Source organism: Psychrobacter sp., assembly GCF_030454045.1.
Classification (GTDB): domain Bacteria; phylum Pseudomonadota; class Gammaproteobacteria; order Pseudomonadales; family Moraxellaceae; genus Psychrobacter.
Map to the genome: position 1 here is coordinate 1 of NZ_JAKDJE010000011.1, position 15,712 is coordinate 15,712.

Here is a 15,712-nt window from a genome sequence, read left to right on the forward strand (position 1 = left end):
TTTGTCAATGTGAATTGTCACAACAGTCCTAAAGTGCCACCTAAATAAAAATAACACTTTTCAATTTGTAATCAAAATGCAATTATCATGAATATACACTTATTAAATTATTAATTAGCGTAATTTCAGTTGCTTTAAGTATAAGGCATTAAACTTAACACTATCAAAATCCCGAATAATAACTTGGAAAATACATCATTCCATGCTATACAATCACCAGCTTTGCTGAAAATAATACTAATTCAATTTCTTATGATATTTATTATAGTCATCAATTATAAAATTAATACTCAGCATATCTTCATGGGTTAATTGCTCAGAAGCTTTCATATTGCGAGTTACTAAAGTAACAAACTCTGAAATTTCATATCTTAATCCATCCCCTTCAAATGAATACTCAAACTCTTCTATATGATTGGGATCCTCATATCTAACAAAAAACTTCTTAGTTAACCACCATGGAGCAGGGATATAAATATACCCTTTCGAGCCCGAAATAACTGCCGAGCCTTCAGTTTTAGCACCTATGCCAACAGTACTGATTGAAATAGCACCTGACTCATACTCTCCAATAATACGGTTAGATAAGTCAACGCCAGTCTCTTCGTCTATCTGATCAAAATAATGGATTTTAGATGGCTTCCCAAGCACTTTTTGGGCTAATAGTAATGGATAACTAGCAAGCTCATTCGTTGCCCCGCCATAAGACTTTTTCCACTCTCTGTTAGACTTGTCTTCAATTAATTTTGTAAAAGAAGACCTTACTTCTCTTATCTCACCAATTTTGCCATTTTTTACTTCATATAACAATTTATGAAATGCAGATACAAATGCAGTTTTAATAGCTTCAATAAATACTAATTCTTTTTCTTTCGCGATATTAAGCAGTTCTACGAGTTTTTCTGATTCTAAAGTAACTGGCTTTTCACATAATACATGCTTTCCACTCAAGAGAGCTGCTTTAGCTTGTTCATAATGAAATTCATGAGGTGAGGCAATGTATACTGCATCAATATCATCATTTAAGAGATCTGCTAGAATTAAATGTCCATTAGGAATACCAGTAGCTTCGATAAAATTTCTGACGTTAACTATGTCTCGTGACATGGCAGCTTTAATAACCAAATGAGGCACATGTTTAGCTTCATTACAGAAACGCTTAGCTATTCTGCCTGTACCTATCACTCCTATCTTAAATTCACGTAATAAATCTTCTCTAAGCTTACTGCTAGAAATTGCGGGAGTACGTGGTAGATATATTACTTCGCAATGTTCAGATAGATAATCAAAAGAACCTATCCAATCATCACCTATAGCAAATATGTCTATTCCCATTTCCTGAATATCTTTAGCTTTTTGTTCTTTATCATATTCAATGATGACTTCATCTACATACTCTAAAGCCCGTACTGCTTCAGCACGTTCAGTAGTTGTGTTTACAACATCTAACTTACCTCTTGATCTATCATAACTTTCTGAGGTTACCCCCACTACTAAATAATCACCTAATGCCTTAGCTCTTTTTAAAAGGCGAACATGCCCTTCATGTAACAAATCATATGATCCATATGTAATTACTTTTTTCATTTTAAAAAACCTAATTTTCCAGTATAGAAGTATTATTATTCAGTAAATTCAAATAGAAAATGATATAAATTTGAGAGACTGCGGTATTAAAGTGATTCGAACTATACCAAATATAATACATAAAAAAGACACCCCATCATAGGGGTGTCTTAGTCATATTTCAATATAGTTTTAGTAGTTTCACTATAGACCAATGTCTATCTTACCAACCAGTAACTTCTTTTAGTTTGTCACCAAGCTTAGATGGGTCACGTGTATATGCGATACCAGCGTCTTCAAAGGCTCTAAACTTCTCTTCTGCCGTACCTTGACCACCAGAGATGATCGCACCAGCATGACCCATACGCTTGCCTTCTGGAGCAGTGACACCAGCGATATAGCCGACCACAGGCTTCGTCACATGGTCTTTGATATAAGCGGCGGCTTCTTCTTCCGCAGTACCACCGATCTCACCGATCAAGATGATCGCCTCGGTCTGTGGATCTTCTTCAAACAGTTTTAGCGCGTCGATCTGGTTCATACCAGGGATAGGGTCACCACCGATACCGATACAGGTTGACTGACCAAAGCCAAGCTTTGTGGTCTGCGCGACAGCTTCATAAGTCAAGGTACCAGAGCGTGAGATGATACCGACTTTACCTGGCTGATGGATATGGCCTGGCATGATACCGATTTTGCACTGACCTGGAGTGATAACGCCTGGGCAGTTAGGACCAACCAAACGTACGTCGCCCGCTTCTTCAAGATAGCGTTTTGCTTTTAGCATATCGAGAGTCGGTACGCCTTCAGTGATCACAACGATCAACTTAACGCCCGCATCGATCGCTTCAACGATAGAGTCTAGTACAAATGGTGCTGGTACGTAGATTACAGAAGCGTCCGCTTGAGTCGCTTCCATCGCCTCGCTCATAGTGTTAAATACTGGCAAGCCTAGGTGCGTTTGACCGCCTTTACCTGGCGTAACACCGCCGACGACTTTGGTGCCGTATTCGATGGCTTGCTCTGAATGGAAGGTACCATTTTTACCCGTAAAACCTTGTACCAATACTTTGGTATCTTTATCGATTAATACACTCATTATTTTTTCCTTGTATTCGGTTGTCTTGTGACAGCGACTTGACGACTGATGACCACTATCAATGATGATCTGACAATGACGATCTGAGCTTAGCAAGTGCCATCACGCTTTGACGACTATGCGATAGCGCTTATATGCTTAGAGTTAGGTTTCATCGCCCTACTCTAAGGCGCTGGCGCAATCGGTATTAAGCTTGTACAGCTTCGACAATTTTTTGTGCAGCGTCTGCGAGGCCCTGAGCTGAGATCAGTTTTAGACCAGATTCTTCTAGGATTTGCGCGCCTTTTTCAGCGTTGTTACCTTCTAGACGGACGACCACAGGTACTTGTACGTCGACTTCTTTTACTGCAGCGATGATGGCTTCTGCGATCATGTCACAGCGTACGATACCACCGAAGATGTTGATAAGAACGCCTTCTACGCTGCTGTCTTCTAGGATGATTTTGAACGCTTCTACAACGCGATCTTTGGTTGCACCGCCGCCCACGTCTAGGAAGTTAGCAGGCTTGCCGCCGTACAGTTTGATGATGTCCATGGTCGCCATGGCAAGACCCGCACCGTTGACCATACAACCGATGTTGCCTTCTAGAGCGACATAGTTTAGGTCAAACTCAGCGGCTTTTAGCTCACGCTCGTTTTCTTGCGTTTTGTCTTGTAGGGCTGCAATTTTTGGTAGGCGATATAGGGCGTTTGAGTCGATACCGATTTTGCCATCGACACAGACGATTTCGCCGTTTTCGCGTACGGCTAATGGGTTGATCTCCATTAGGGCAAAGTCGTTTTCAACAAAGGCTTTGTATGCGCCAGTCATCAATTTTACGAACTGGTTGATTTGTTTGCCTTCTAGGCCAAGTTTAAACGCCACATCACGCGCTTGGAAAGGCATAAGACCGACTAATGGATCTACATGTACTTTAAAGATTTTTTCTGGTGTCTCATTAGCGACTTCTTCGATATCGACGCCGCCTTCGGTTGATGCCATAAAGGTCACACGGCGGGTAGCACGGTCGACCACAGCACCAAGATATAGCTCAGTCTGTACTGGATACATATCTTCTGCAACCAAGACGAAGTTGACGGGTTGACCATCAGCATCAGTCTGGAAGGTGACCAAGTTGGTACCGATGAGCTCTTCTGCCACTTGTTTGGCTTCTTCACGAGTCTTAACCAGCTTTACACCGCCCGCTTTACCACGGCCACCAGCGTGTACCTGTGCTTTGATGACGGCGATATCGGTTGGGGTTTTGTCAAAAGCAGCAGCAGCTTCGTCGCCATTGTGGGCGATGATGCCTTCTTGAATAGGCAATCCGTAGCTTTTTAATAGCTCTTTTGCTTGATACTCATGTAAATTCATTGATTGTATCCCTTGTTTTTTACAATTAATAAAAAGTGAAAATAAGTGCGCGTAGACCAGAGCCTGGCGCACTCATGACCATAGCAGCAGCGCCGATAGCAGCACTATCATTGACGCCTAAATAGTCAAGTCATAAATCGATACTTGCTTATTTGTTTGCTTGTTTTGCAACGGTAGCGAACGACTTATTTTTTACGCTTTTTACGCTGGATAGCGTGGATAGCACGGCCATCTGCAGATAGCGCCGCTTCGTGTACTGCTTCTGAGATCGTTGGATGAGCAAACGTCATCAGCTGCAGGTCTTCGATACTAGAGACAAACTCCATCGCGATCATGCCTTGATGGACGATGTCACCTGCGCCTGCAGAGATGGCATGCATACCTAACAAACGATCTGTTTTGGCATCGGCGACGACTTTGATAGAGCCTTGGCCTTCGCTTTGCGCGAGCGCACGACCGTTGGCCGCTAGGTTAAATGAGCCAGTTTTGACTTCATAACCAGCTTCTTCGGCTTCTTGCTCAGTCATGCCAACCCATGCGATTTCTGGATGGGTATAGATGACGTTGATGATGGTGTCGTAGTTGACCTGAGCTTTTTCGCCATGGATACGCTCGACGGCCATCATGCCCTCTTCCATCGCTTTGTGCGCAAGCATAGGACCACGTACCAAATCGCCGATGGCATAGACGCCGTCTAGATTGGTTTTGCACTGATCGTCGACATCGATTAGACCGCGCTCGGTCAAGGTGATACCGCTGTCTTCGCCCAGTAGTTTTTCAGAGTAGGCACGGCGACCGACACAGACGATTAGCTTATCAAAGCTCTCCTCTGAGGCTTCGCCTTTGGCTTCGCTGGTCACAACGACTTGATCGCCTTTGACTTCAGCGTTGGTAACTTTGGTATCGACACGAATATCAAGGCCTTGCTTTTTCAGCAGTTTGCCGGCTTCTTTGGCGATGTCTTTGTCAGCGGCGGCTAAGAAGCTTGGTAGTGCTTCATATACCACGACCTCACTACCCAAGCGGCGCCATACAGAGCCTAGCTCCAGACCGATCACGCCCGCACCGATCACGCCAAGGCGTTTAGGTACTTCAGTAAAGTCCAGTGCGCCAGTTGAATCAACAATACGGTCGCCGTCAGTTTTGGCCACTGGAATCTCGATAGGTACTGAGCCTGCCGCAAGAATGACATTTTTTGCGGTGATGGTCGTTTCGCTGTCGTCTTCTAGCGCGGTAAATTTAACTTTTTTCTCGCTACCTTTACCATCAATGAGCGTACCCCAGCCTTGTAGCCAGTCAACGCCATTGCCCTTCAGCAATGCTGCCACGCCGCCGGTCAACTGCTTGACGATGCCTTCTTTACGAGTGATCATCTGCTCGATATCGATAGAGACATCACCTGTGCTGATGCCATGCTCAGCTAAGTCATGCTTGGTCGCTTCATAACGATGCGAGCTATCCAGCAAGGCTTTTGATGGGATACAACCGACGTTTAGACAAGTACCGCCAAGCGCAGGCTCGCCTTTATAAACGCGTTTTTCGATACAGGCCACGCTCATGCCGAGCTGACCTGCGCGAATGGCTGCTTCATAACCGCCAGGACCGCCGCCGATGACGACCAAATCATAATTGTCTTTCATAGTACGTTCCTATTTTTTTAGATTATTTTAGATTTTGCTCATGTTGTGTGAGGTATATCGGCACGATGGTGTCACTTTTGTGCAATAACGACCGATCTCATCTTTAACCACAAAGTCAATCATCTGTCTGGTTTTGATGACGTCTGTAGTAGCCAATAGGCTGCCCCAAATACAGGCAGCTCGATAAAGCGTACTAATGGCCCGCCGTCAGACGCCGCCCTATATGACTGCGTCTTCATTAAACGTCACAACTAAACGGCTTGATTATTGCTAAGCTTAATTTTGCTCAAATGACAATGGCCGATACCAAAGTTAAAAAACTTGTATCAGCGATTGCCAATACAAGCTTAGAAGCTTACAGGTCTAAAAGAAGCATAGTAGGATCTTCGACCAATTCTTTTAGTGTCACTAAGAATTGTACCGCTTCTTTACCATCGATCATACGGTGGTCATAAGACAGCGCTAGGTACATCATCGGCAAGATCTCAACTTTACCGTCGACCGCCATTGGGCGCTCGTTGATCGCATGCATACCCAAGATAGCAGTTTGCGGTGGGTTCAAGATAGGCGTTGACATCAGTGAGCCAAATACACCGCCATTTGAGATAGTGAATGTACCACCCGTCATCTCGTCTAGACCAAGCTTGCCTTCTTGCGCCTTGCTACCGTATTCACGGATTTTGGCTTCGATGTCCGCCATACCCATACGGTCAGTATCGCGCAGTACGGGAACGACGAGGCCGCGATCTGATGATACCGCCACACCGATGTCATAAAAACCATGATAAACGATGTCATCACCGTCTAGCGAAGCGTTTACCGCTGGGAAGCGTTTGAGTGCTTCGGTCGCCGCTTTGACAAATAGCGACATAAAGCCTAGACGTACGCCATGACGTTTTTCGAACTTCTCTTTGTACTTAGTACGCATGTCCATCAACGGCTTCATATTGACTTCGTTAAAGGTCGTCAACATAGCAGTTTCTTGAGTAGCCGACAGTAGACGCTCAGCGACACGCTTACGCAAGCGAGTCATTGGAACGCGTTTTTCAGTACGCTCGCCCGTTGATTCTGCTACAGGACGACCGCTATCAGATTTGATGCTGCTGTCTGATTTTAGTGTTGGGTTGGCCATATCTGTTTTGGTGACACGACCACCGCGGCCACTACCTTCCACATCTTTAGGATCAACGCCAGACTCTTTTGCTGCTTTACGGACGGCTGGGCTTTGATCTTTGTGATCTGCTTCGTCTTTTTTATCAGTGACTTGTACTGGCTCACCGCCATCTGTACCTTGCTTGGCTTGTACCGGTGCCGCTGGCTGGTCTGGGTTGACTGCTGGCTCATCGTTTGAGTCTGTGCTGCCACTTGCACCGGCTTCAAACTCAGCGATTAGCTCGTCAGATAGTACTGTGTCATCTACTTGCTTGACGATTTTGGTCACAACACCATCATCAGGTGCCACAACTTCTAAAACAACTTTGTCGGTTTCGATTTCAGCCAATAGGTCATCACGGTTTACTTGCTGACCTTCACTGACATGCCATTCGACGATCGTGCCATCGGCAACCGATTCTGGAAAAACGGGGGCTTTGATATCAGCCATCGATATACTCCTTAGATTTGGATATTTATCTGCATTATTAAGTCGTGATAGGCAGTCAATACTGTTTGCAACAATGTCACTGATAGGTATTGCCAGTACTGACTGTCATCGCCTGCTTCATGTGTCTTCTATAATCTATAACTTGTAACGTCTGTCACTTATCTTACTTTGCCAGCTCATCGACACTGATACCAAGACCGCCTGCGATCAGTGCTTGCTGCTGCTGAGCATGCAGTTTTGGCGACCCTGTCGCAGGAGCGGCGCTCGGCGGACGTGCGACTGGCTCCATGACTTTTGCCTTGGTTGGATGTGGTACGACGATACGGAACATATGCGGCGCCAGATAGTACCAAGCACCTTGGTTCAATGGCTCTTCTTGCGTCCAAACGATTTCTTTTAGGTTGCTGTATTTTTCGATCTCAGCGACCAAACGTTGCTCTGGCAATGGATAAAGCTGCTCAATACGGACGATGGCCACATGATCAAGGCCAAGCGCACGGCGCTGCTCAAGTAGATCATAGTAGACCTTACCACCACAGAGCACCATACGAGTCACTTTATCTGCGTTATGATCGTCCATCTCTGGCAATACCGTCTCAAACTTACCGTTGGCAAGCTCTTCTAGGTGAGAGGTTGCCAGCTTATGACGCAGCAGGCTCTTCGGTGACATCACGATAAGCGGCTTACGAATTGGGCGTACCGCTTGACGACGTAAGGCATGATAAATCTGTGCAGGCGTCGTTGGGGTAATCACTTGCATGTTGTCTTCGGCACATAGCTGCAAGAAACGCTCAAGACGTGCTGATGAATGCTCAGGGCCTTGACCTTCGTAGCCATGTGGCAACAGCATGGTTAGACCACAAACGCGCTGCCATTTGGTCTCGCCGCTTGAGATAAACTGATCAATCACCACTTGCGCGCCGTTGACGAAATCACCAAACTGCGCTTCCCAAACGATGAGCGCGTTGGGTACGGTGGTTGCATAGCCGTATTCAAAGGCCAGTACCGCTTCTTCTGACAACAACGAGTTATAAGTGGCAAAACGTGCTTGGCTTTCGCTGATATGTGATAAAGGCACATACATGCTGCCGTCATTGACGTTGTAGATCTCACTATGACGATGCGAGAAAGTACCACGGCCGACATCTTCACCAGTGATACGAACCAAGGCATTATCATGATCGACCAATGATGCATAGGCCAAAGTTTCAGCGGCGCCCCAGTTCAGTGGCTCTTCGCCTGTCTGCATGGCTAGACGCTGATCGACCACTTTTTGTACTTGGCGCTGTAGCTTGTAGCCTTCTGGCATTTGCGCCATACGGCGGCCATACTCTTTTAATTTTTCGATATCGACGCTGGTATCCCATTCATCGACCAAATCATGACCTAGGTAGGGCTTCCAATCGACAAATAACGCTTCGTTTGGCTTGCTGACCAATGAGTTGGCGACATAATCACCACGGTCTAGCGACTCACGGTAGTCATCTTCGTACTGTTTTTCTTCTTCTGCGCTAAGGACGCCATCGGCGATGAGTTTTTGTGCGTAGATAGTACGCGTCGTAGGCAATTTTTTGATAACTGCATACATCAAAGGCTGCGTCGCTGATGGCTCGTCGGCTTCGTTGTGACCGTTACGGCGATAGCAGAACAAATCAATGATGATGTCTTTGCCAAACTCATGACGGTAGTCTAGTGCCAATTGCGCAGCAAACACCACAGACTCAGGATCATCGCCGTTGACGTGTAAGATAGGTGCATGCACCATCTTGGCCACATCAGTACAGTACTCGGTTGAGCGTGCGTCTTCTTGACGGCTGGTCGTAAAGCCGACTTGGTTGTTGATCACGATATGAACCGTACCACCCGTGGTATAACCACGCGTCTGTGACATCTGGAAGGTTTCTTGAACCACACCCTGACCGGCAAAAGCAGCATCACCATGGATGACGATTGGCAGCACTGAGTTACCGCCTTTGTTGTCCATAAACGGCTGATCGTTACGGCGAACTTGACGTGCACGTACCGAGCCTTGTAAGACGGGCGCTACGATTTCAAGGTGCGATGGGTTAAAGGCTAGAGCCAAATGCGCCTCACCGCCTGGTGTCATGACGTTAGAAGAAAAACCGTTATGATACTTAACGTCGCCTGAGCCTTTTTCTGGCTGTACCTTACCATCGAATTCATCAAACAAATCGGCAGGGTTTTTACCTAAGATATTGACCAATAGGTTTAGACGGCCACGGTGCGCCATACCAATGACCATCTCTTTGGTGCCATAGCCGCCAGCACGTTGGATGATTTCATTGATGGCTGGGATAAAGCTCTCGCCGCCTTCTAGACCGAAACGTTTGACGCCGGTATATTTACGAGCCAGATATTTCTCTAGGCCTTCCGCTGCTGTCAGACGCTCTAAGATAGAGAGGCGTTTTTCTTTATCAAATTCGATATAGCCTAGGTTGGTCTCGAGGTATTTTTCCATCCAGCGTTTTTCGGTGCTGGTGGTCACGTGCATGTATTCAACACCGATATAACGGCAGTACACACGCTCCATGATTTCGATGATCTCACGGAGTGTCGCTTCGTCTTTACCGATGTTTAAATCATTGGTCGGAAATACCGTATCGAGATCGGCCTCTGATAGGTTGTGATACGCAAGCGTCAGATCTTCTACTTCGGCACGCGGATGCAGATCTAATGGATCTAGCTTGGCGCGGCGATGACCACGGCGACGATAGGATGAAATGAGTTGCTGTACGCCCATTTGTTTTGGATCAGTACAGTCCTCTGAAGTGGTGTTACTCTCGCTACTGCCCTTATTGGCGGTTTGGTTGCGAGCAAGTAATAAAAACTGGTCTTTAATAGCATTGTGATGAGCATCGTTTGACGTTTTGTACTGTTCAAAGTACGCTTGCCAATCTGTATCAACACTATTGGGGTCGGTTAGGTATTGCTCATAAAGAGCTTCTATATAGCCGGCATTATCGGCAGCTAGCTCGGTGTGGCCTTGGTCCGCTTTTTCTTTGGTTATACTATTCATAATAATCGTCTATTTGATAGATAAATGAATGGAATCGTGCTTATTATGGTGTCATTCGCTGTATGCTAGGTGTTCAGACAATTTGTCATACCCCATTGAATACTGTTCGATAAAACCCTTTATCCCTAAGTATTGCCGTCACTATAGAATATTGCTGTCATGGTCTAAGGGAGCAAGTGATGCTAAATAGTGGTGACAAATCTTTTTGCAACACCTATATTGAAAATAAATTTATTTGTGAATGCTCAGTTTTCTTATCTACCTCGTTTCACAACATTAATTTATATATACTTCTTTCAGCCATAACCAATTTATTAATGATAATTTATTACTAAATGGTCGATTTCTAGCTGACCTACAAACTGACTATTATCGCTGAAATAACCACTATTTGCTAACAAAACTTTCTGGTTCAGACAAAAATACATTGCTGTATAGATTATCATGAGCATTTTTTGCGACATAGTTTGTTTGTTCAATACTAAGTATTTACATAATGAATATCTATTATCAATTATAGAAGCATCATTATTGTATACATAACGTTTTATTGTATTAATGCAATGATATATGTGCACCCTACTTCTGAAATATCAAAACCTCTACACAGCGATATGACTGAATTCTGAATGGAATTATAACAAAATTTGCGTGTCTCTATCTCTGATTATATATACTAATTGGGTACACAATATGTCTTATAACTTATACCCATCGCTTATATCCTTCATAAGCTAATAAGCTTAATTATATGACAACTGAGCTAAAAGGCTCTCTTGTGCAATATACCAGCCGCATCAATGATTAGGCTTAAAGATATATTTCAAATCATCGTGTCAAAATAGCTACCTATATAATCAATCATTTCGACCAACAAAAACACCACCTAACGAATAGGTGGTGTCTTATTGTCATATTTATAATACATCAAATCACTAACCAGCTTGATCGATCAGCATATTACGTAGATGACCAATGGCTTTGGTTGGGTTCAAGCCTTTTGGACAAACTGATACACAGTTCATGATACCGCGGCAACGGAACAAACTGAACGGATCATCCAGACGTGCCAAACGTGCTTGCGTGTCACCATCGCGGCTATCAGCAACGAAACGATACGCATGTAGTAATGCTGATGGACCTAGGAACTTATCAGGGTTCCACCAAAAAGAAGGGCAGCTCGTTGAGCAACATGCACATAGAATGCACTCATACAGACCGTTTAGCTTTTCACGTTCAGCAGGAGACTGTAGACGCTCTGTTGGCGGTGCTGGCTGATCATTAATTAAGTAAGGATGTACTTTTTCGTATTGCTCGTAGAATTGGTTCATATCAACCACCAAGTCACGAACCACTGGCAAACCAGGTAAAGGACGAACGGTTACTTTCTCTGGCAAAGTATTCATGTTGATAAGACATGCTAGGCCGTTTTTGCCATTGATGTTCATGCCATCAGAACCACAAATACCTTCGCGGCAAGAGCGACGGAAGGTGATGGTTTCATCTTCTTTCTTTAGGCGTAATAGCACGTCAAGCAACATACGATCTGAATCAAGTAATTCAATCGTATACGTCTGCATGCGTGGCGCTGCGTCCACATCAGGATCGTAGCGATAGATTTCGATGGTGCGAGTACCTCGGCTCATAATGCTAAACTCCACACGTAGGTGATGGCGGGCATACAAAGGTTGCAGCATATTGGTGATGACTATTAATCACTATTGATAACCAAATATCGAATATCAATTAATAGCCTAGTAACACGTCTATGAGCATGTAGCTGGCGATCACCTTTTTAATAAATGAATAAGGGATAAAACGTTAACACTGCTTTTGTATATCGGCTATACATCAAGCTCACTATCTAACATTAATAGACGCGGACTTTTGGTTCGATATAGTCAACAGTCAATGGTACTTTGCGAACTGGCTTATAAATGATGCGGTTGCCTTCAGAATACCATAAAGTATGCTTCATCCAATCGTGGTCATTACGGCCATTTGGTGCGTAATCATCATCTTCTGGACGATCGTAATCAGAGACGCTATGCGCGCCGCGGCTTTCGTGGCGACTAGCAGCTGATACCATTGTCGCTTTTGCGACTTCGTATAAGTTTGCCACTTCAAACGCTTCGATACGAGCAGTGTTGAAGACTTGTGATTTATCACCCAAGTGGATCTTGTCGACTTTCTCACCCAGCGCTAAAATTTTCTCAACGCCTTCATCCATCATGGCTTGCGTACGGAATACACTGGCGTGTGTCTGCATTGTCGCACGGATCTCATCAGCCACGTCTTGTGCATTGTAGCCTGACGTTGATTGCTGCAATTTGTCTAAACGACCAACTGTGATATCAAGCACATGAGGATCAAGTGGTTTGTAATTATGATCATTTTGATGGAATTCATCAACGATATGCTTACCAGCAGCACGACCAAACACGACCAAATCAAGTAGTGAGTTGGTACCCAAACGGTTGGCACCATGTACACTCACGCACGCACATTCACCGATAGCATATAGGCCTTTGACAACATTGCCTTTGGCATATAAACCGTCCTCATCAGTACCTGCTTCTAGATCCGGTACAATCACCTGACCATGAATAGTGGTAGGAATACCGCCCATCATGTAGTGAATGGTTGAGATAACTGGGATAGGCTCTTTTGTGATGTCAACGTTGGCGAAGTTTTTACCGATCTCAAATACTGATGGTAGACGCTTCATGATAGTGTCAACACCCAAATGGGTCATGTCCATAACGATATGGTCGGCATTAGGGCCACAACCACGACCTTCTTTGATTTCTTGGTCCATAGAGCGTGATACTAGATCACGTGGTGCCAAGTCTTTTACCGTTGGGGCATAACGCTCCATGAAGGCTTCGCCATCTTTGTTACGCAAGATCGCCCCTTCACCGCGGCACCCTTCGGTCAATAGTACCCCTGCACCATGAACGCCGGTTGGATGGAATTGCCAGAACTCCATATCCTGTAGTGGGATGCCTGCACGAACGGCCATACCAATACCATCGCCTGTGTTGATATAAGCGTTGGTAGAGGCGGCAAAGATACGACCTGCACCGCCTGTCGCTAGGACAGTAACTGGCGCTTGGAATACTGCAACCGTACCTGTCTCTTGCTCAAGGGCGATAACGCCGTTGATATTACCTGCTTCGTCTTTGATCAAATCAAGTGCGATCCACTCAATAAAGAACTCAGTACCTTGCTGTAAGTTTTTCTGGTATAGCGTGTGCAATAGTGCATGACCAGTACGGTCAGCAGCAGCACAAGCACGTTGTACTGCTTTTTCACCATAATTGGATGTATGGCCGCCAAATGGACGCTGATAGATCGTACCATCTTCGTTACGGTCAAACGGCATGCCCATGTGCTCAAGCTCATAGACCACTTTTGGCGCTTCACGGCACATGTACTCGATCGCGTCTTGGTCACCCAACCAGTCTGACCCTTTAACGGTATCATAAAAGTGGAAATGCCAGTTGTCGTTACTCATGTTACCCAAACTTGCACCGATACCACCCTGAGCGGCAACCGTGTGTGAACGTGTTGGGAATACTTTGGTCAAAACTGCGACCTTCATACCTGCTTCGGCTAAATGCAATGAAGCACGCATACCTGAGCCGCCACCACCAACGATGACTGCATCGTAGTTTAGAGTCTTGATATTACTAATGGTGTTATCTTGTCTAGTTGCCATTACGGTTTTCCTAATGCCTGTTAATGCTTAAAAGTAAATAAAAAGGCTATTTTGAACATCATGTCATTACCAAACTAATTATCTTCATACTTGGTCAATACATGCCATTATTCAAGCGGATGTTACAAACACCCTTTGACCACTTAATTCGCATATCTATCGTTATATTAGGCTATGTTTGTTTAACACCATATCGACTTAGCTTTCATCATCTAAATCATGGATCAAACCAGCATCAGCCCAATGCTATGACTATTTTTGGCTAATAACGAACGACTTTTTGATGTGCTAGCAGCAAGTAATTTTGCGACAGACGTTCGTTAAGATGTATAGATATTAAAAGGTAATAACGGAGCAATTACACTGCAACAGCGCTAAAGCCTGTACCCCAAAAAATCATGATGCCCCAAAATAGAAACACTAAGATGGCGATAATCATTAAAGTCTGTAATACCAAACGTAGTTTCGGTGCGCTTTCGCCCATTTTGCCAGACGTAATGTAATCGGTGAATACCGTCCACATGCCGACCCAAGCGTGACCAGCTAGCGCCAGTACAGCTACCAAGCTAAATAAGCGCATAGGAAGGCTTGTCATAAATGACGACCATTCAATGAAAGTGACATTACCATGAGTCAAAAAGAAGCCCAACAACACCACACTATAAACGGCTAATACGACAGCACTAATACGTTGTACTATCCAATCACGAGAACCTGAACCTGTCAGACCAGTAGCACTTTTGATTCCTGAATCATTTTTAATCATTAGAACATCACCCATACAAATGACGCGACAACTAAAATCGCTGCAATTACAAAACTGACCATAGAAGCAGTGCGGCCAGATTTTAGCTCTTCGTTCATGCCCATATCAGCAAATAAGTGTTTGATACCCATCACGAAGTGGTATGCGATGGCGGCAACAAATATCCATGCCAAAAAGCGCACAAGTACGTTGTCAAATACGGTCTCAAAACTCTCAGGCGATGCCAATGAGTTTTGTAATAGCCATAACATTACAGGGATTAATAAAAATAAAATAATGCCAGAGATACGATGCAAGATAGAGGCGATTGCGATCGGTGAGCGATTAACGCTAATCACTTGGCTTAAAGGCAGATCTATAGGTCGGTTGCTTTTCACAGCGGGCATCCTTTTTGCGGTTATACTCCTGTATCTGCTATCAACGCTTGACAAAAATGGTGTCAGTTGAGCATCGAGCAACACACGAGACGAATAAAGTAAGGAAGAGCTAGCTGACTTCTTTTAGTTTGTGCTAAATATGAAGAAAGAATCATGTATACAAAATATTGATAAGTCGTGAAATGTCGCTTGTCGAACGGACAGGCCTACAAAACAACCTATCTATTATACAACAAAGAGAATAAACATGAGTAAGATCGACTAACCAGTCTATTTTTATTGGTCGTATGAACCGCAAGACAACGTTACTATGTCTTCTGTATCAGAACAAACCCTTTACTTGGCACAAAATATTTATGCTAAGTCTTTAAAAATAGAGCGATTAATAAGAACACTTAAACCATAGAATTCGGTTTGGTCTATCGAAACACCAGACAATCGTAAATAAGCATGTATAAAGTAAGCTCTAGGCGACACTATATCATGACCACTTATCAATTCGCACAAAGCTAGTGCCAGTTAATTCCTACAATTATAAAATGACTGGAC

At 44.3% G+C, this 15,712-nt stretch carries 10 protein-coding genes; all 10 read right to left on the minus strand.

Annotated elements, in window-relative coordinates:
• Positions 1 to 237 precede the first annotated feature (237 nt).
• The 10 genes from L0G63_RS03620 to sdhC all read right to left on the minus strand — a co-directional run bounded on the left by L0G63_RS03620 (position 238) and on the right by sdhC (position 15,172).
• Positions 238 to 1,587 carry a Gfo/Idh/MocA family oxidoreductase gene (locus L0G63_RS03620; RefSeq protein ID WP_301449404.1) on the minus strand — a complete coding sequence of 450 codons (1,350 nt, stop codon included), beginning with the start codon at positions 1,585 to 1,587 and terminating at the stop codon, positions 238 to 240.
• A gap of 202 nt (positions 1,588 to 1,789) precedes the next feature.
• The gene (gene sucD, locus L0G63_RS03625) at positions 1,790 to 2,665 is read right to left on the minus strand and encodes a succinate--CoA ligase subunit alpha (RefSeq protein ID WP_301449405.1); all 876 of its coding nucleotides are present in this window, start codon (positions 2,663 to 2,665) and stop codon (positions 1,790 to 1,792) included.
• A gap of 187 nt (positions 2,666 to 2,852) precedes the next feature.
• On the minus strand, positions 2,853 to 4,019 hold the full coding sequence (gene sucC, locus L0G63_RS03630) for an ADP-forming succinate--CoA ligase subunit beta (protein ID WP_075101408.1): 1,167 nt from the start codon (positions 4,017 to 4,019) through the stop codon (positions 2,853 to 2,855).
• Between the two features lie 185 nt (positions 4,020 to 4,204).
• On the minus strand, positions 4,205 to 5,659 hold the full coding sequence (gene lpdA, locus L0G63_RS03635) for a dihydrolipoyl dehydrogenase (protein ID WP_301449406.1): 1,455 nt from the start codon (positions 5,657 to 5,659) through the stop codon (positions 4,205 to 4,207).
• 355 nt (positions 5,660 to 6,014) lie between these two features.
• Entirely contained in the window at positions 6,015 to 7,262 is a 1,248-nt protein-coding gene (odhB, locus tag L0G63_RS03640) for a 2-oxoglutarate dehydrogenase complex dihydrolipoyllysine-residue succinyltransferase (RefSeq protein WP_301449407.1), read from the minus strand.
• A gap of 163 nt (positions 7,263 to 7,425) precedes the next feature.
• Positions 7,426 to 10,299 carry a 2-oxoglutarate dehydrogenase E1 component gene (locus L0G63_RS03645; protein ID WP_301449408.1) on the minus strand — a complete coding sequence of 958 codons (2,874 nt, stop codon included), beginning with the start codon at positions 10,297 to 10,299 and terminating at the stop codon, positions 7,426 to 7,428.
• Between the two features lie 935 nt (positions 10,300 to 11,234).
• The gene (locus tag L0G63_RS03650; protein ID WP_058023969.1) at positions 11,235 to 11,945 is read right to left on the minus strand and encodes a succinate dehydrogenase iron-sulfur subunit; all 711 of its coding nucleotides are present in this window, start codon (positions 11,943 to 11,945) and stop codon (positions 11,235 to 11,237) included.
• Between the two features lie 224 nt (positions 11,946 to 12,169).
• Positions 12,170 to 14,020, minus strand: coding sequence for a succinate dehydrogenase flavoprotein subunit (gene sdhA / locus L0G63_RS03655; protein ID WP_301449409.1), 1,851 nt, complete (start codon positions 14,018 to 14,020; stop codon positions 12,170 to 12,172).
• 358 nt (positions 14,021 to 14,378) lie between these two features.
• Positions 14,379 to 14,783, minus strand: coding sequence for a succinate dehydrogenase, hydrophobic membrane anchor protein (gene sdhD / locus L0G63_RS03660; RefSeq protein WP_301449438.1), 405 nt, complete (start codon positions 14,781 to 14,783; stop codon positions 14,379 to 14,381).
• A gap of 2 nt (positions 14,784 to 14,785) precedes the next feature.
• A complete protein-coding gene (gene sdhC / locus L0G63_RS03665; RefSeq protein WP_301449410.1) occupies positions 14,786 to 15,172 on the minus strand; it encodes a succinate dehydrogenase, cytochrome b556 subunit in 387 nt (128 codons plus the stop codon).
• Between the last annotated feature and the right edge of the window lie 540 nt (positions 15,173 to 15,712).

Bases quoted from the DNA above. Each gene is read 5' to 3' on its own strand.
- L0G63_RS03620 (WP_301449404.1), bottom strand. From the start codon at position 1,587: ATGAAAAAAGTAATTACATATGGATCATATGATTTGTTACATGAAGGG.
- sucD (WP_301449405.1), bottom strand. From the start codon at position 2,665: ATGAGTGTATTAATCGATAAAGATACCAAAGTATTGGTACAAGGTTTT.
- sucC (WP_075101408.1), bottom strand. From the start codon at position 4,019: ATGAATTTACATGAGTATCAAGCAAAAGAGCTATTAAAAAGCTACGGA.
- lpdA (WP_301449406.1), bottom strand. From the start codon at position 5,659: ATGAAAGACAATTATGATTTGGTCGTCATCGGCGGCGGTCCTGGCGGT.
- odhB (WP_301449407.1), bottom strand. From the start codon at position 7,262: ATGGCTGATATCAAAGCCCCCGTTTTTCCAGAATCGGTTGCCGATGGC.
- L0G63_RS03645 (WP_301449408.1), bottom strand. From the start codon at position 10,299: ATGAATAGTATAACCAAAGAAAAAGCGGACCAAGGCCACACCGAGCTA.
- L0G63_RS03650 (WP_058023969.1), bottom strand. From the start codon at position 11,945: ATGAGCCGAGGTACTCGCACCATCGAAATCTATCGCTACGATCCTGAT.
- sdhA (WP_301449409.1), bottom strand. From the start codon at position 14,020: ATGGCAACTAGACAAGATAACACCATTAGTAATATCAAGACTCTAAAC.
- sdhC (WP_301449410.1), bottom strand. From the start codon at position 15,172: ATGCCCGCTGTGAAAAGCAACCGACCTATAGATCTGCCTTTAAGCCAA.